Genomic DNA, 15,090 nt, shown 5'->3' with positions numbered 1-15,090 from the left:
ACCCCATGGGGTGCCGCCCCTTCCCCACACCCACCCACATACGCGACACCACCCCCTCGCTTGTCAGCGCCGGTACGGCGAGACGGCGTGCAGGAGCCCGGCGCAACGCGCACGGCGGCCAAGCGACAGGACCCACGGCACAAAGCGTCACCCACGCCCGTGCCCCACGAGGCGGCCGCAACGCGGCACCCGCGCCACAGCGCGCCACCTCCACGCTTGTCAGCGCCGCAACGGCGAGACGCCGCACGGCGGAGCCCGGCGCCATGGGGGCGGTCGGCAAGGTGGGAAGCACGGTTCCGGTCAAGGGTGGCTTGTGGCGGCGGGGACCACGTGCGACGTGAGAAGCGCCCGACGATCGGCGGCGACCCGCGTCGGCGGGAGGCGCCCACGTGGCCCCGCCGTAACCCTTAAAAAAGCGTGGGCTGAATAGAAGAGATCAGGCCCACAACTGCCCGTCGAGGCGCTCCTCGGCCTCGTCGAGGGTCCCCTCGTACGCGCCCGTGGACAGGTACTTCCACCCGCCGTCCGCCACCACGAACACCACGTCCGCCCGCTCCCCCGCCTTGACCGCCTTCGCGGCGACCCCCAGCGCCGCGTGCAAAGCCGCCCCGGTGGACACCCCGGCGAAGATCCCTTCCCCCGCCAGCAACTCCCGGGTACGCCGCAAGGCGTCCCCCGATCCCACCGAGAACCGCGTGGTCAGCACAGACTCGTCATAAAGCTCAGGAATGAACCCCTCGTCCACATTCCGCAGCCCATACACCAGCTCCCCATAACGGGGCTCGGCCGCGACGATCTGCACCCCCGGCACCCGCTCCCGCAGGAACCGCCCCACCCCCATCAACGTCCCGGTCGTCCCCAGGCCGGCGACGAAGTGCGTCACCGTGGGCAGGTCGGCGAGGATCTCCGGCCCCGTCGACTCGTAGTGGGAGCGCCAGTTGGCCGGGTTCCCGTACTGGTACAGCATCACCCAGTCGGGATGTTCGGCCGCGAGCCCCTTGGCCACCCGGACGGCCTCGTTCGAGCCGCCGGCCGCGGGCGAGGAGATGATCTCCGCGCCCCACATCCGCAGCAGCTGACGCCGCTCGTCCGAGGTGTTCTCCGGCATGACGCAGATCAGCCGGTACCCCTTCAGCTTCGCCGACATCGCCAGCGAGATGCCGGTGTTGCCGCTGGTCGGCTCCAGGATCGTGCAGCCGGGGGTGAGCAGGCCGTCCTTCTCCGCCTGCTCGATCATCCACAGCGCGGGACGGTCCTTGATGGAGCCGGTGGGGTTGCGATCCTCGAGCTTGGCCCACACGCGCACCTCATCGGAGGGCGAGAGCCGGGGCAGCCCGACGAGCGGCGTGCGGCCGACGGAGTCGATCAAAGATTCAAAGCGCATCGTGTACGGCTTCCGCCTCGGGCGCGGCCCCGGGCAGGGCCGGCGCTAAAGGAATCTAGCTCGCGCCGCCGGCGACGGCGGGCAGGACGGTCACCGTGTCACCGTCGGACACGGGCGTGCCGAGACCGCCGAGGAAACGCACGTCCTCGTCGTTCAGGTAGACGTTCACGAACCGGCGCAGGGCGCCCTGGTCGACCAGGCGGTCCTTGATGCCGGGGTGCCGGGACTCCAGGTTCGCGATCAGCTCGTCGAGCGTGGCGCCCTCGGCGTCGACGGCCTTGGCGCCGTCGGTGTAGTTGCGCAGGATGGTGGGGATGCGTACCTCAATGGCCATCGCTGATCAGGTCTCCTCATGTCGGGATGTGTCGGGGTGAGCGGGGGACCGTTCAGCGACAGTCGTAGACGACGACAGAGGGCGTGTGCGCGAAGAGGAAGCTCTGGACATGACGCACCCGCGCGGCGGCGGTGGCGACGGTCCTCATGGGATAAACCTTACCTCCTCTTCGCTGATCTCCCCGTCGAGGATGCGGTAGGAGCGGAATTCGGTCTCGTCCTCTTCACGGGTTGAGACGAGCACGTAATGGGCGTTCGGCTCGGCGGCGTAGCTCACGTCGGTGCGTGAGGGGTAGGCCTCGGTGGCGGTGTGGGAGTGGTAGATCACGACGGGTTCCTCGTCGTTGTCGTCCATCTCCCGCCAGACGCGCAGCTGCTCCAGCGAGTCGAAACGGTAGAAGGTGGGCGAGCGCTCGGCGTTCTCCATGGGGATGAACCGCTCGGGTACCCCATTTCGCCCCGCGATGACCCCACACGCCTCGTCGGGGTGGTCGGCCCGCGCGTGGGCCACGATCCTGTCCACCAGTTCCTGCGAGATCGTCAGCATGGGGCGGAAACTACCAGAGTGCGCGCACCAGGCTGTCCTGCAGGTAGGTCAGCCAGTCGTAGGTGACGTAGGCCGGGTAGCGCGGGTCGTCCTCGGACATCATCGCGATCTCGTCGTGCACCTCTTCGGTGACCTCCAGCCGTGTGCCCAGCGCCAGCCGTACGTCGTTGAGCGAGCGCAGCCACGCCTGCGCCTGCTCGGGCGTGAGCTCGCTGCGGCCGGGCTTGGCCGTGTCCAGCATCGTCTGCGCGTCGGCGCGCTTGCCCTCGCGCAGCGTCGCCTCGGTATAGCGGCGGAAGTCGGCCGCGTCCTCGTCGTCCTCGTAGGCGCTCGGGAACAGCCGCTTCAGCACCGGGTCCGACGGCGCCTGCGCGGCGCCGATGCCGAGCGCGCGCTCCAGCGGGTCGTCGCTGGTGAGCCCAGGCTCGACCAGCCCGAGCACCTGGGAGACCAGCGACTTGAGTATCGAGACCTCCGCGGGCTCGAACTCGGCGATCACGCCGTCCTTGTGCGCGCTGAAGCCAGAGCTCACCGGTTCCGCCTCACTTCGCCGAGTCCGGCTGGAGCGTCGCCCACAGGCCGTAGGAGTGAAGAATCTGCACATCGCGTTCCATTTCTTCACGCGTGCCGCTGGAGACGACGGCCTTGCCCTTGTGGTGGACGTCCTTCATGAGCTTCTCGGCTTTTTCCTTCGAGTAGCCGAAGACGGTCTGGAAGACATAGGTCACGTACGACATCAGGTTGACCGGGTCATTCCAGACGATCGTCACCCATGGCAGATCGGGCCGAACGTCCGTTGACGGACGCTCGACGGCGATTGGAGCGGTGCTACCCACATCCCCGAGTCTGCCCTATCTGGGCCGTAGTCTTCGAGTCGTGACTATGACCATGAGCACTGCGTTGCTCACAGATCACTATGAGCTGACAATGTTGCAGGCCGCGCTACGCAGCGGCGCCGCCCATCGACGGGCCGTGTTCGAGGTCTTCGCCCGCCACCTGCCGGGCGGGCGCCGCTACGGTGTGGTCGCGGGCATCGGACGGGTGCTCGAGGAGCTGGAGCGCTTCCGTTTCGATGAGGACGAACTGGCCTACCTGCGCGACAAGCGGGTGGTGGACGAGTCGACCCTGGCGTTTCTCGCCGATTACCGATTTTCCGGGAGCGTGTGCGGTTACCGCGAAGGCGACCTGTACTTCCCGGCCTCGCCCATCCTCGTGGTCGAGGGCACGTTCGCGGAAGCCGTACTCCTTGAGACCCTGATCCTTTCGATCCTCAACCACGACTGCGCCATCGCCTCGGCCGCCTCGCGGATGGCCAACGCGGCCGGGGGCCGGCCGCTCATCGAGATGGGCTCGCGCCGCACGCACGAGCGGGCCGCCGTCGCCGCCGCCCGCGCCGCCTACCTCGCCGGGTTCACCGCGACCTCCAACCTCATGGCCGGCCACGCCTACGGCGTCCCCACCGCCGGTACGGCCGCGCACGCGTTCATCCTCCTGCACGACTCGGAGAAGTCCGCCTTCGAAGCCCAGATCGCCTCCTTCGGCGCCTCGACCACGCTGCTCGTGGACACCTACGACGTGCCCGAGGCCGTCAGGACCGCGGTCGAACTGGCCGGCAGCGACCTGGGCGCGGTCCGGATCGACTCCGGCGACCTGGCCGCCGCCGCGCAGGAGGTGCGCGAGCAACTCGACGCGCTGGGCGCCTTCAAGACCCGCATCCTGGTCACCTCCGACCTCGACGAGTACGCGATCGCCGCCCTGGCCGCGGCCCCGGTGGACGCCTACGGCGTGGGCACCTCGCTGGTGACCGGGTCGGGGGTGCCGACGGCGGCGCTCGTGTACAAGCTCGTGGCCAGGGAGACCGCGAGCGGCAAGCTGGAGCCGGTGGCCAAGCGCTCGGTGGGCAAGCCGTCGCGGGGCGGCCGCAAGCACGCCTACCGGCTGCTCGACGAGACCGGCCACTTCGAGACCGAGATGGTCACCACGTCGGCGAAGGAGGGCGTGGTGCCGGAGGGCGGCATCCCGCTGCTGCACCCGCTGGTCGAGGACGGCGTCGTCGTGGGCGGCGAGCCCCTGGAGGCGGCCCGCGACCGCCATCGCGAGGCCATCGCCCGCCTGCCCCAGGACGCCCTCCACCTCGGACGGGGCTATGCGGCCATCCCCACGGAGTTCGCCTGAAGTATCGTTCTCGGTATGAGCACGGCGCTGATCATCGTCGATGTGCAGAACGACTTCTGCGAGGGCGGCAGCCTTGCCGTGGCAGGCGGCTCGGAGGTCGCGGCGGCCATCACCCGCCACGTGGCCGACCACGGCTACGCCCACGTGGTGGCCACCCGCGACTACCACGTCGACCCCGGTGAGCACTTCTCCCTGTCGCCCGACTACGTGACCTCCTGGCCCGCGCACTGCGTGGCCGGCACCCCGGGAGCCGACTTCCATCCCGCCTTCGACGTGGCGGCGGTGGAGGAGGTCTTCAGCAAGGGGACGCACGAGGCGGCCTACAGCGGCTTCGAGGGCGCGTCGGGCGACGGCGTCTCCCTGGCCGACTGGCTCAACGCCCACGGCGTGCACCAGGTGGACGTGGTCGGCATCGCCACCGACCACTGCGTGCGCGCCACGGCGCTGGACGCGGTCAAGCACGGGCTCGCGGTGACCGTGCTGCTCGACCTGACGGCCGGCGTGGCCCGCGCCACCACGGACAAGGCGATCGCCGACCTGACCGAGGCGGGCGCCGATCTGCGCGGCGCCCCGACGGTCCGTAGCTAGAGACTACGCAGAGTACACGTCATGTGATATCCAAGACGGCGACACCCCTCTGTCCGCGAACTCATACGGAGAGTCACGACTCTCCTTGACCGTCTTGGGGTCTTTCATGCTCGCCATCTCCCTGGGCCTGGCATGGCTGGTGCTCGCGCCGCTCAGCCTCTGGGTGCTCTTCCGCGGCCGCAACCTCGCCAAGGCCGGCGCGCTGGTCACGCTCGTGCTGCTGGAGTCGGGTACGGTCGCCCTGGCCGACACCCTGGACCCGGAGCCGGTCGTGGTCTCCCACACCATGCCGCGGCCGGCGGCGTGTGCCGAGAGCGCCCCGGTCCCCGCGACCGCCCGGGTGGTCGCACGCCGCAGCCTGGAGCTGACCTGGCCGGCTTCGGCGGCCGAGTGCGACACGGCGAAGGTGCTGATGCGCCCCAAGGGCCACAGGCTGCGGGTGTGGATCCACGAAGGCCCGCTGTCCGGCCGTCATCCCGGCGTCACGACCGTCCCGGTGCGCGTCGCCGACGGCTCCGCCTCCCTCAGGATCCCCCTGCCCAAGCCGGGAACCTATCGGGCCGTGGACGGGCGTACCGACAACCGCATCCCCGCCCCGTAGCGGGGCGGGGTCCGGTCAGCGGCGCTGGGTGGCCCAGGCGCGGATCTTGGTGATGCGCTCCTGGATCTGCTCGGCCGTCGCCTGGGCGATGGGCGGGCCGCCGCAGGCGCGGCGCAGGTCGTTGTGGATGACGCCGTGCGGCTGGCCGGTGCGGTGGTTCCAGGCGCCGACGAGGCCGTTGAGCTCGCGGCGCAGCTCGGCCATCTGCTCGTGCGGCGCCAGCGCGGGCGCGGCCGTCTCGGCCTTCTTGGTCTTGGCGGCCTGCTGGTCGGACTGGCGCTTGCGCAGCAGGGTCGCGACCTGGTCGGGTTCGAGCAGGCCGGGCAGGCCGATGAAGTCTTCCTCCTCGGCCGAGCCGACCTCGGCGCCGGTGCCGAACTCGCCGCCGTCGAACAGCACGCGGTCGAAGGTGGCCGACGTCTCCATGGTCTCGAACGGCAGCTCGTCGCCCAGGACGTCGGGGTTGTCCTTCTTGCGGTTGGCATCCTGCAGGAGGGAGTCGTCGAGACCGTCCTCCGGGGGGCGCTTGTTGAGGATGTGGTCGCGTTCGACCTCCATCTCGTTGGCCAGGCCCATGAGGGTCGGCACCGAGGGCAGGAAGACCGAGGCCATCTCGCCGCGCTTGCGGGCCCGCACGAAGCGGCCCACGGCCTGGGCGAAGAAGAGCGGGGTCGAGGTGGAGGTGGCGTAGACGCCGACGCACAGGCGCGGGATGTCGACGCCTTCCGAGACCATGCGGACCGCGATGAGCCAGCGGTCCTCGGACACGGCGAACTGCTTGATCTTCTTGGAGGCGCCCGGGTCGTCGGAGAGCACGACGGTGGCGCCCTCGCCGCTGATGTTGCGCAGGTGGCGGGCGTAGGCGCGGGCGGCCTCGTGGTCGGTGGCGATGACCAGGCCGCCGGCGTCGGGCACGCCGCGCCGTACCTCGGTGAGGCGGCGGTCGGCCGCCTGCATCACCTGGCGGATCCAGTCGCCCTTGGGGTCGAGCGCGGCCCGCCAGGCCTGGGAGAGCTGGTCCTTGGTGAGCGGGGTGCCGAGCGTGGCGGCGATCTCGTCGCCGGCGCGGGTGCGCCACTTCATCTCGCCGGAGTAGGCGAGGAAGATCACCGGGCGGACGACGCCGTCGTCGAGGGCGGGGCCGTAGCCGTAGGAGTAGTCGGAGACGCTGCGCTTGAAGCCTTCGGCGTCCTCGGCGTACTCCACGAAGGGGATGGGGCTGTCGTCGGATCGGAACGGGGTTCCGGTCAGCTGGAGGCGGCGGGTGGCGGGCTCGAACGCCTCGCGGATGCCGTCGCCCCACGACTTGGCGTCGCCGGCGTGGTGCACCTCGTCGAAGATGATCAGCGTCTTGCGCGCCTCGGTGCGGGCGCGGTGGAGCGCCGGGTGCATGGCGACCTGGGCGTAGGTGACCGCGACACCGATGTAGTCGCGTGAGGTGGCGCCCTGGCTGTTCTTGAACTCGGGGTCGATGTTGATGCCGACCTTGCCCGCGGCGTCGGCCCACTGGCGCTTGAGGTGCTCGGTGGGCGTGACGATGGTGATCGCCCGGATCACGCCGTTGGCCAGGAGCTCGCTGGCGATGCGCAGGGCATAGGTCGTCTTGCCCGCGCCCGGCGTCGCCACCGTGAGGAAGTCACGGGGCTCGCGCCTGAAGTAGAGGTCGAAAGCCTCCTGCTGCCAGGCCCTCAGCTTGGGCGCGGTGCCCCATGCTGCCCTGTCGGGATAGGAGGGTGACAGATGGGATGCGGCGAACGTACTCACCGCATCACTCCTGGGGTTCGTGTGCTTCGCTCTCTCACAGTGACCCAAGAGTAATCGGGCTCACCGACAAGACGTGCCGTAGAACCTGGATCCTGGCCAACCTCATCCTTGCGTGCTATTGGGCGTCACGCGGCTTATCGCACGCTCGCCATCACCGTGTCGAGGGCCTCGATTGAGGCGGTATCCGCAGGTTGGAGCAGTCCGACCAGCAGAACGGACCCCCCGGGTCGCGTGAGAAGAGTCACCCGCAAGTAGGCAGGGCGGTTGACCACATCCCGATATTCGGCCCGGAGCGCGCGCGTGTATCCCTGGGGCAGGGCCCGGTCGTCCACGATGTCGACCTTGTCCCCTTTGAGGAGCAGCCGCGAGTAGAGCTGCGCGGTGTCGGCGACCATCGTGCGCGCCCCCTGCGCCGAGTGCGGTACGGCCCGCGCCATCACCACCCCGCGCTCCGACCGCGCCACCGAGGTGAACCCGGTGACCGGCGCCACGACCCCCTCCTGCCACCCCTGCGGCAACGTCAACGTCACCTGGGCGACGGCGTCCACGAGCCGCCCCTGCACCGGCGGCGGGGTCGCCATCCTGAACACGACCACGACCAGCCCGCCGACCAGCCCCGCGGCCACGAGGAGCGCCAGCACGGCCCCCGCGCGCCTGCGCCAGACCCGGCGGCGCACCGGGCTGGGCGTCACGGGCCTGCCGTAGTAGCGGGCGGAGGGGGGCAGCGACTCCCACGGCGGCGGCTCGACGTCGCGGCCCGCCGTACGCCTGAGTGGGGGGTTCCACGGCTCGTCGGGGTCGTCGGGCAGCGGAGGGGTGCCGCGCGGCGAGCCGGGCGGCCAGACGCGGTCGTCGTCCTCCATCGCACCTCCTCGTCCCGCTGTCCTATCACTCCTCCCGCCGACGATTCCGGCGATCCGCGATCGCTGGGACGGGAGGGGAAAGTTAGGCGATTGAGGGGTACGGCGGGGCACGCGTCACCGGCGGGGGCACGATCAGTGCTTACCCGGCGACCCGCCCGCTCATTCCGCGCGATCAGGTCGCGGTACGGACCGAAAGGAGCGTCGCGGCCAGGGCGATGGCGGCCATGAGGCAGGAGATGACGATGAAGCCGGTCGCGATCTGTGAAGGGGCGTGGCCGATCATGTTCACCAGGGCGCCGCCGACGCCGATGGTCAGGGCGGAGCCGAGCATGTCGGTGACCGAGAGGGCGGCCGAGTTGGCGCCCTGCTCGTTGAGCGGCGACTGCTTGAGCGCGGTGACGCTGACCGTGGTCATGCCGATGCCCATGCCGAAGCCGGCGACGATCCAGGCGGGCACCGCGACCCACCCGGTGACGCCGGGGAGGACGGACAGCATGGTGAGGAGCACGCCGATCATCACGCAGAAGGCGCCCAGCCGGATGCGCTTGTGGGGCGGGGCGTCGCGGCGGCTCTGCAGGTAGGAGCCGGTCGACCAGCCGAGGGCGCCGGTGGTGAGCGCGATGCCGGCGGTGGTGGCGTCGAAGTCCTTGACCTCCTGCAGCGCGAGCGGGATGTAGGCGTTGACGCCGAAGAAGGCGGCCGAGAACAGTCCGCGCATCATGACCGTGGTGGGCAGGCCCCGGCCGAAGCGCAGCGCGTGCGGCGGCAGCAGGCGGTACAGGCCGTAGCCGAGCGCGGCCAGCCCTGCCACGCCGATCAGCCCGCTCCCGACCGTGTGCTCCTGGATGCCGTAGAGCAGCGCGCCGGCGCCCACGGCGGCGCAGGTGGCGGCCGGCGCCATGAGGCCCGGCCGGGAGCGCGGGCCGGTCGAGGGGACCGCCTCCTCGGTGGGCTTCCTGTTCAGGGCGGGGACGAGCATGATCAGCGCGGGCACGACGAGCGGGATGATGCCGTAGAAGACCCACTCCCAGCCGAAGCGGTCGCCGACGAAGCCGGCGATGGCCGGTCCGACCATGGCGGGCACGACCCAGGCGGCCGACAGCCCGGCGAAGACCCTGGGACGCACCTCGGCGGGATAGACCCGGGCGATCATGACGAACAGCGCCACGATCGTGGTCCCCGCCCCGAGCCCCTGTACGGCCCGCGCCACGATGAACATCTCCTTGCTCACCGCCGCCCCGGCCAGCCCCATCCCGGCGACGAACAGCACCACGCCCACCAGGAACGGCACGGTGTAACCGCGCCGGTCCGACCAGAGCCCCGACACCACGTTGGCGAACAGGCTGGCGATGAGGAAGGCGGAGAAGCTGATGCCGTACAGCTCCTCGGCGCGCAGGTCCTTGGAGACCTGGGGCATGACGACGCCGACGGACATGCCTTCGAAGGCGATGAGGGTGGCGACGAGGAGGATGCCGAGGGTGGCCGTGCGGTAGGCGGGCCCGAAGATACGGGGTGGGTCGACTGGAGCGTCCAGAGTCTTCGGTGCTGTCACCCCCATATCCTAGATGTCACCATTTTTCACTTCAAAGTAACCCCGGCGTTGCGGCCACAACCCGGTAGCCAGGGAGGATGGCCGTATGCGATCTTCCACCAAGCCCGAGCGGGCCGAACCCGGCACTCTGCTGGGCGGCGGCTCGCTGCTCGCCGGGCTCGCCGGCCTGGCCGGCGAGTCCGTCTGGGCCCTCGTTCCCGGCGGCTGGATGGCCGCCGGTTACGCGCCCAACCCGTTCAGCCTGATCGCGGGCCTGGTCGGCCTGTTGTTCGGACTCGGCGGGCTGCTCACGGGGCTGGCCACCTGGCGTACCGGCGGCAGCCGCGCGAGCGCGCTGCTCGCCGCCGCAGGTCTGGCCGTCTCCCTGCTGTCGTTCGTGTAGCCCCGTCAGGTCTCCGTGCCGCGGTAGGCCGCCCACATCTCGTGCATCCTGACCGCCTGGCCCTGCGTGAACTCCTTCATGCACCGGTCGTAGGAGTAGTCCATGAAGTTGCGGATCGGGTCGGCCCCGCCCAGCGGGCAGGTGTCCTTGACCCCCGGACAGCCCTCGGTCGGCAGCGCCTCGGGGGGCGTGTCGTCCACGCCGTCGCCGGGCTCCTCGCAGCCGTTCTCGAAGGTGTGGAACAGCCCGAGCCAGTGACCGATCTCGTGCACGCCGGTGAAGCCCAGGTCGAAGTTGCGCAGGGCGCCGCCGGGCAGGCTGCGCCAGTCGACGACGACGCCGTCCAGGCGCGGGCCGGAGGCGTACCAGAAGGGGTAGGTCGAGAAGCCGAGCACGAGTTCGCTGAGCTGGCCGATGTAGAGGTTGAGCGTCTGCACGCCGCCTTTGCGCAGATGGCCCTTGATCGCCGCTTCGTGGCCCAGGGGGTCGCCGAACCAGGAGGCGTTGCGGGTGAGCGTGATCCCGTCCAGGCGGAAGCGCACGCCGGTGTCGACACCGCCGAACCGCCCGCCGTACGCGGAGTTGAGCGCGGCGATCTGTGAGCGCACGGCCTCGTCGGGCGCCCGCCGACGTCCGTCGGTGAGCACGTGCACCCAGGTCGGGATCATGATCGAGGTCGGCGGCTTGGTGTCGCCGAGCCGCTCGCCGAGTTCGGCGAGCACCTCACGCACCTGCCGCGGATCGGGCTCGCGCACGTGCGGCGCGCGCACGTCGGGCGGGCGCTCCCCCTTCAGCCGGGGTACGGCGGGCCGTTCGCAGGACGCGGCGGCAGCGGCAGAGTGGTCGATCGGTGGCACGGCCGCGAGCAGGCACACCAACAGAACGGCGGTCGCACGCCGGGCCATGCACTCCCCCGATACGGCATGAGCGGGTCAGGACATCCCGACCGTAGCCCTACCGGGGGCGATCACCCGTGATCAACACTCACTGCTTGTCGTCGCCGTCGCCGCCGCCGATCGGCAGCCCCTCGTAGATCTCCTTGCACTCCGGGCAGACCGGGTACTTCTTGGGGTCACGGCTGGGCACCCACACCTTGCCGCACAGGGCACGGATCGGCGTGCCCGTCACCATGGCTTCGGTGATCTTGCGCTTGTCGGCATAGTGCGCGAACCGCTCGTGGTCCCCGTCGCCGTGCGAGGTCTGCGGCGTGGTTTTCTGCTCAGGGAGGATCTTCGTGCTCACCCCATCGAGTTTATGCCCGCGGGCAAGTGCCCACCCTCCCGGACCCGTACGGCACGCCGCCGCGGCAGCGAGGCCAGCCCGGCGATCCACCCGAGCGCGATCCCCCAGAGCAGCCCGGCCACCAGCCCGCCCCCCAGATATCCCGCGTAGGCGCCCAGCCCGGCCTCGGCCGAGAGGGCGGAGACCGCGGCCCGCAGCAGGCCCGCCAGCGCCGTGCCCAGCACGAACGCTCCCCAGGTGGCCCAGAATCCGCGCCGCGTGCCGGCCACGACGGCGACCAGGACAAGCGCCGCGCCGACATCGGTCAGGAGGAAGAGCCAGGGCGTCTCGCCGACCGGCGTCACCCGCAGCCCCGGCAGCCCGTACGGCAGGCCCACGGCGGACGGCACGGCCAGATACCCGATCCGCGTCACCAGCCAGGTCCCGAACAGGCCGAAGAACAACGCGAGCAACGCGGTGACGATCGCCGGAAGGCTATTGCGACCAAAGCTCATGTTCGGCAGGCTAGCGGCCATCAAGATTGTGGCGGAAGACCCCAGACGCGGGGAACCCCTCGGATGCCGGAGTTCGATGAGATGAAGCGTGCGCGGTGGATCGCAGGTGCCGTGGTGGCCTTGGTCGTGGCCGGAGGCGGCGTCGCCGCAGCGGCGAGGGACGCGCCGCAGCCCGCGCGGAGGTATGTGACCGACGACGCGGGACGGGCGTTGATCCTGCACGGGTTCAACACCGCAAGCAGCGCCAAGAGCACGCCGGACGGCCTGCCGAAGCTGACCGAGGCGGACGTGGAGCGCGAGTACCGGGACATGGGGACGAACTTCGTCCGCTTCCTGTTGCAATGGCGTGCCGTGGAGCCCTCCCCCGGCACCTATGACACGAAATATCTGGACAAGGTGGCTGAGCGCATCGGCTGGTACCGCGAACGCGGCTACCACGTCATGCTCGACATGCACCAGGACCTGTGGGGCAACGGCATCACCCCCTCCAAGGTCGCGGGCAACGGCGCGCCCCAGTGGGCCACGTTCATGGACGGCCTGCCGGTCGCCACCGACCAGCCCACCTGGGAGATGTACTACCTGGAACCCGGCGTCATCCGCGCCTTCGACCACTTCTGGAACACCACGGGCGAGCACCCCGAGCTCATGGACCGCTACGCCAAGGCCTGGAAGGCCGTCGCGGACCGCTTCAAGGACGACCCCGCCGTCATCGGCTACGACCTCATGAACGAACCCTGGGGCGGATCGGTGCAGGCCGCGGCGTTCGAGACCGGCCCGCTCGCCACGCTCTACCGCAAGTCCATCGCCGAGATCCGCAGCGTCGACCCCGACAGCTGGATCTTCCTCGAACCGCAGGCGGTCGGGGTCAACTGGGGCCTGCCCTCGGCGCTGCCCGCCTTCGACGACCCGCGCACGGGACCGGCGCGCATCGCCTTCGCGCCGCACCTCTACCCGCTCCCGCTGGACCTGGGCGACGACTACACCGCCGGGTCCAAGGAGTGGACCGACCGCACGCTCGGCTGGTGGCGCGACAACATCCTGCGCACGGCCGAGCGGATGAAGGCGCCGATCGTGCTGGGCGAGTTCGGGCTGGACATGACCAGGCCGGGCGCCACCGACCTGGTCGAGCGCATCCTCGACGTGACCGACGAGAACGCCATGGGCCGCGCCTACTGGTCGCGCGACGACGGACCCTGGGGGCCCTACGACAAGGGCAGGGCGGGCCCGCTGGTGGAGGCGTACGCGCGGCCGTACCCGAGGGCGGTGGGCGGGGTCCCGCTGCGGATCGCCTACGACGAGAAGGCCGTGAAGCTGACCATCACCTTCGACGCCAACGAGACCGGCGCCACCGAGGTCTACCTGCCGGGCAAGGGTTTCCCGAACGGCGGCAAGGCCTCCACGGGCGAGGCCACCTGGGATGCCGCCACGCGCGTGCTGACCGTCAGGACCAAGACCTCCGGCCGCCTCGACCTGGTCATCACCCCCAGATAGCGGTACGGCTCCCGCCGGGGCGGGAGCCGTACGCCGTCGATGAAGGGGTTGGTCAGCCGATGTGGACCGGCTCGCCCTCGATCTTGCGGCCCGAGCGCACGAACAGCGCCAGACCGGCGGTGATGACCGCGACGATCGTGCTGACCGTGAACGCGGTGTGCATGCCGTCCATGAACGCCAGGTGCACGGCGTTGGTCAGCGCGTCGATGATCGGCTGCTCCATGCCCTGGGTCGCCTGCGGCGGGACGGTGCCGAACGCGGCGGCCTTCTCCAGGCCCTCCAGCTCCGCGGGCTTGAGCGCGGCGGCGGCGGGACCGAGGTAGCCGGGCAGCTTGTCGGAGATGGTGCCGGCCATGACCGCGCCGAGGATCGCCGTGCCCAGCGCGCCGCCGACCTGCATGGCCGACTGCTGGATGCCACCGGCCGCGCCGGACAGCTCCAGCGGGGCGTTGCCCACGATGATCTCGGTGGCGCCGACGAAGACCGGCGACAGGCCGAAGGCCAGCAGCAGGAACGGCAGGCCGCTCTCGACGAACGAGGCGTCCATGCTCAGCTGCGACATCAGGAACATCGCCGAAGCGGTGATCAGCAGACCGACGGCCATGGTGATCTTCGGGCCGAGCTTGCCGATCGCCATGGCGGCCAGCGGCGAGGCGACGATCATGCCGGCGCTCATCGGCAGCATGCGCAGACCCGCCTCAAGCGGCGACAGGCCGTGCACGCCCTGGAAGAAGAAGCCCAGGAAGAACATGGCGCCGAACATCGCGAAGGCCACCATCATCATCAGCACGGTGCCGATGGAGATGGACGGGTTCTTGAACAGCGACAGCGGGACCAGCGGCTGCTTGGCCCGGCTCTGCCAGAAGATGAAGGAAGCGGCGAACACGACGAAGACCGCGGCGAAGATCAGCGTCTTCGCGTCGGTCCAGCCCCACTCGGGAGCCTTGATGATCGCCCAGACCAGCGAGAACATCATGCCGGACAGCAGCACCACACCCGGCCAGTCGATCCTGGACAGGCTCGCGGCGCGGCTCTCCTTGATGATCACGAAGCCCATGATCAGCGCGACGATGCCGACCGGCACGTTGATGTAGAAGACCGACTGCCAGCTGACGTTCTCCACCAGCAGGCCGCCCAGGATCGGGCCGGCGGCGCTGGACAGGCCGATGATCGCGCCCCACGCGCCCATGGCCTGGTTCAGCCGCTCCTTGGGGAAGGCCGAGCGCAGCAGCGCGAGCGCGGCCGGCTGCAGCAGCGCGCCGAACAGACCCTGGAGCACCCGGAAAATGATCAGCGCGGTGACCGAGCCGCTCAGCGCGATGGCCGCGGAGGTGATCGCGAATCCCGCGACACCGAGCAGGAACACCCGCTTGTGACCGTAGATGTCACCCAGCTTGCCCGCGGTGATCAGGAAGACCGCCAGCGCGAGCAGATAGCCGTTGGTCACCCACTGCATGTCCGAGAGCGTCGCGCCCAGCTCGGCGCCCATGACCGGAGCCGCGATGCCCATGACGGTGCCGTCGAGCATCACCATGATGACGCCCAGACACACCGCGAGCAGCGTCAGCCACGGATTCCCCCCGATTGCCGATTGAGCCCCGCCCGGGGGCGACGGTGCCTCCACCGTCGCCTTCGCGTGAGCCGCCATTCGAGTCCCCCTACGCTAGCCACCCC

17 protein-coding genes are annotated in these 15,090 nt (G+C 70.2%); 5 read left to right on the top strand and 12 right to left on the bottom strand.

The genetic code is table 11. From position 1 onward, the window contains the following. Positions 1 to 436: 436 nt before the first annotated feature. The 5 genes from ACIBHY_RS12560 to clpS form a co-directional block, all read right to left on the bottom strand. Positions 437 to 1,384, bottom strand: a complete 948-nt coding sequence (locus tag ACIBHY_RS12560) for a PLP-dependent cysteine synthase family protein (RefSeq protein ID WP_397253327.1) — start codon at positions 1,382 to 1,384, stop codon at positions 437 to 439. A gap of 55 nt (positions 1,385 to 1,439) precedes the next feature. Next, positions 1,440 to 1,718: a MoaD/ThiS family protein gene (locus ACIBHY_RS12555; protein WP_157249969.1), complete on the bottom strand. Its 279-nt coding sequence runs from the start codon at positions 1,716 to 1,718 to the stop codon at positions 1,440 to 1,442. Positions 1,719 to 1,862: 144 nt separating this feature from the next. Then, positions 1,863 to 2,264 carry a Mov34/MPN/PAD-1 family protein gene (locus ACIBHY_RS12550; RefSeq protein WP_184965844.1) on the bottom strand — a complete coding sequence of 134 codons (402 nt, stop codon included), beginning with the start codon at positions 2,262 to 2,264 and terminating at the stop codon, positions 1,863 to 1,865. A 10-nt stretch (positions 2,265 to 2,274) separates the two neighbouring features. Beyond that, positions 2,275 to 2,796: a DUF2017 domain-containing protein gene (locus ACIBHY_RS12545; RefSeq protein WP_379609162.1), complete on the bottom strand. Its 522-nt coding sequence runs from the start codon at positions 2,794 to 2,796 to the stop codon at positions 2,275 to 2,277. A 10-nt stretch (positions 2,797 to 2,806) separates the two neighbouring features. Beyond that, positions 2,807 to 3,100: an ATP-dependent Clp protease adapter ClpS gene (gene clpS / locus ACIBHY_RS12540; protein WP_184965848.1), complete on the bottom strand. Its 294-nt coding sequence runs from the start codon at positions 3,098 to 3,100 to the stop codon at positions 2,807 to 2,809. Between the two features lie 46 nt (positions 3,101 to 3,146). Here clpS and ACIBHY_RS12535 point away from each other — a divergent pair, with 46 nt between their 5' ends. The 3 genes from ACIBHY_RS12535 to ACIBHY_RS12525 all read left to right on the top strand — a co-directional run bounded on the left by ACIBHY_RS12535 (position 3,147) and on the right by ACIBHY_RS12525 (position 5,628). Beyond that, positions 3,147 to 4,439: a nicotinate phosphoribosyltransferase gene (locus tag ACIBHY_RS12535; RefSeq protein ID WP_397253324.1), complete on the top strand. Its 1,293-nt coding sequence runs from the start codon at positions 3,147 to 3,149 to the stop codon at positions 4,437 to 4,439. Between the two features lie 15 nt (positions 4,440 to 4,454). Then, entirely contained in the window at positions 4,455 to 5,027 is a 573-nt protein-coding gene (locus tag ACIBHY_RS12530; RefSeq protein WP_379609160.1) for an isochorismatase family protein, read from the top strand. A gap of 106 nt (positions 5,028 to 5,133) precedes the next feature. Then, the gene (locus tag ACIBHY_RS12525) at positions 5,134 to 5,628 is read left to right on the top strand and encodes a hypothetical protein (RefSeq protein ID WP_397306705.1); all 495 of its coding nucleotides are present in this window, start codon (positions 5,134 to 5,136) and stop codon (positions 5,626 to 5,628) included. A 15-nt stretch (positions 5,629 to 5,643) separates the two neighbouring features. Here ACIBHY_RS12525 and ACIBHY_RS12520 read toward each other — a convergent pair whose 3' ends face one another. The 3 genes from ACIBHY_RS12520 to ACIBHY_RS12510 all read right to left on the bottom strand — a co-directional run bounded on the left by ACIBHY_RS12520 (position 5,644) and on the right by ACIBHY_RS12510 (position 9,813). Next, complete coding sequence (locus tag ACIBHY_RS12520; RefSeq protein ID WP_397253320.1) at positions 5,644 to 7,392, bottom strand: DEAD/DEAH box helicase; 1,749 nt, start codon at positions 7,390 to 7,392, stop codon at positions 5,644 to 5,646. Between the two features lie 134 nt (positions 7,393 to 7,526). After that, positions 7,527 to 8,255 carry a hypothetical protein gene (locus ACIBHY_RS12515; RefSeq protein WP_397253318.1) on the bottom strand — a complete coding sequence of 243 codons (729 nt, stop codon included), beginning with the start codon at positions 8,253 to 8,255 and terminating at the stop codon, positions 7,527 to 7,529. Positions 8,256 to 8,427: 172 nt separating this feature from the next. Beyond that, positions 8,428 to 9,813, bottom strand: coding sequence for an MFS transporter (locus ACIBHY_RS12510; protein ID WP_397253316.1), 1,386 nt, complete (start codon positions 9,811 to 9,813; stop codon positions 8,428 to 8,430). Between the two features lie 79 nt (positions 9,814 to 9,892). Between ACIBHY_RS12510 and ACIBHY_RS12505 the strand changes: the two genes are divergently transcribed. Beyond that, the gene (locus tag ACIBHY_RS12505) at positions 9,893 to 10,189 is read left to right on the top strand and encodes a hypothetical protein (RefSeq protein ID WP_397253314.1); all 297 of its coding nucleotides are present in this window, start codon (positions 9,893 to 9,895) and stop codon (positions 10,187 to 10,189) included. A 5-nt stretch (positions 10,190 to 10,194) separates the two neighbouring features. Here the strand turns inward: ACIBHY_RS12505 and ACIBHY_RS12500 are convergent, their stop codons facing one another. The 3 genes from ACIBHY_RS12500 to ACIBHY_RS12490 form a co-directional block, all read right to left on the bottom strand. Next, positions 10,195 to 11,094, bottom strand: a complete 900-nt coding sequence (locus tag ACIBHY_RS12500; RefSeq protein ID WP_397253313.1) for a zinc metalloprotease — start codon at positions 11,092 to 11,094, stop codon at positions 10,195 to 10,197. A 79-nt stretch (positions 11,095 to 11,173) separates the two neighbouring features. Beyond that, positions 11,174 to 11,431: a DUF3039 domain-containing protein gene (locus tag ACIBHY_RS12495; protein ID WP_379609153.1), complete on the bottom strand. Its 258-nt coding sequence runs from the start codon at positions 11,429 to 11,431 to the stop codon at positions 11,174 to 11,176. After that, entirely contained in the window at positions 11,428 to 11,925 is a 498-nt protein-coding gene (locus tag ACIBHY_RS12490; protein ID WP_397253311.1) for a hypothetical protein, read from the bottom strand. Before ACIBHY_RS12490 ends, ACIBHY_RS12495 begins: the two co-directional genes overlap by 4 nt. 63 nt (positions 11,926 to 11,988) lie before the next feature. On the opposite strand from ACIBHY_RS12490, the gene ACIBHY_RS12485 reads away from it, so the two are divergent. Continuing rightward, the gene (locus tag ACIBHY_RS12485) at positions 11,989 to 13,416 is read left to right on the top strand and encodes a cellulase family glycosylhydrolase (protein ID WP_397306704.1); all 1,428 of its coding nucleotides are present in this window, start codon (positions 11,989 to 11,991) and stop codon (positions 13,414 to 13,416) included. Between the two features lie 52 nt (positions 13,417 to 13,468). Here ACIBHY_RS12485 and ACIBHY_RS12480 read toward each other — a convergent pair whose 3' ends face one another. Then, positions 13,469 to 15,064, bottom strand: coding sequence for an MFS transporter (locus ACIBHY_RS12480; protein WP_397253307.1), 1,596 nt, complete (start codon positions 15,062 to 15,064; stop codon positions 13,469 to 13,471). Between the last annotated feature and the right edge of the window lie 26 nt (positions 15,065 to 15,090).

The organism is Nonomuraea sp. NPDC050547, assembly GCF_044457345.1.
In the GTDB taxonomy this organism is placed as follows: domain Bacteria; phylum Actinomycetota; class Actinomycetes; order Streptosporangiales; family Streptosporangiaceae; genus Nonomuraea.
The sequence above is the reverse complement of the archived record's forward strand: the minus strand, read 5'-3'. Positions and strand labels throughout refer to the sequence as shown.

Coding starts and splice junctions, on each gene's coding strand:
- ACIBHY_RS12485 (WP_397306704.1), top strand. CDS start 11,989: ATGCCGGAGTTCGATGAGATGAAGCGTGCGCGGTGGATCGCAGGTGCC.
- ACIBHY_RS12510 (WP_397253316.1), bottom strand. CDS start 9,813: ATGGGGGTGACAGCACCGAAGACTCTGGACGCTCCAGTCGACCCACCC.
- ACIBHY_RS12525 (WP_397306705.1), top strand. CDS start 5,134: ATGCTCGCCATCTCCCTGGGCCTGGCATGGCTGGTGCTCGCGCCGCTC.
- ACIBHY_RS12480 (WP_397253307.1), bottom strand. CDS start 15,064: ATGGCGGCTCACGCGAAGGCGACGGTGGAGGCACCGTCGCCCCCGGGC.
- ACIBHY_RS12550 (WP_184965844.1), bottom strand. CDS start 2,264: ATGCTGACGATCTCGCAGGAACTGGTGGACAGGATCGTGGCCCACGCG.
- ACIBHY_RS12490 (WP_397253311.1), bottom strand. CDS start 11,925: ATGAGCTTTGGTCGCAATAGCCTTCCGGCGATCGTCACCGCGTTGCTC.
- ACIBHY_RS12560 (WP_397253327.1), bottom strand. CDS start 1,384: ATGCGCTTTGAATCTTTGATCGACTCCGTCGGCCGCACGCCGCTCGTC.
- ACIBHY_RS12505 (WP_397253314.1), top strand. CDS start 9,893: ATGCGATCTTCCACCAAGCCCGAGCGGGCCGAACCCGGCACTCTGCTG.
- ACIBHY_RS12500 (WP_397253313.1), bottom strand. CDS start 11,094: ATGGCCCGGCGTGCGACCGCCGTTCTGTTGGTGTGCCTGCTCGCGGCC.
- ACIBHY_RS12555 (WP_157249969.1), bottom strand. CDS start 1,718: ATGGCCATTGAGGTACGCATCCCCACCATCCTGCGCAACTACACCGAC.
- ACIBHY_RS12535 (WP_397253324.1), top strand. CDS start 3,147: ATGACCATGAGCACTGCGTTGCTCACAGATCACTATGAGCTGACAATG.
- ACIBHY_RS12515 (WP_397253318.1), bottom strand. CDS start 8,255: ATGGAGGACGACGACCGCGTCTGGCCGCCCGGCTCGCCGCGCGGCACC.
- ACIBHY_RS12530 (WP_379609160.1), top strand. CDS start 4,455: ATGAGCACGGCGCTGATCATCGTCGATGTGCAGAACGACTTCTGCGAG.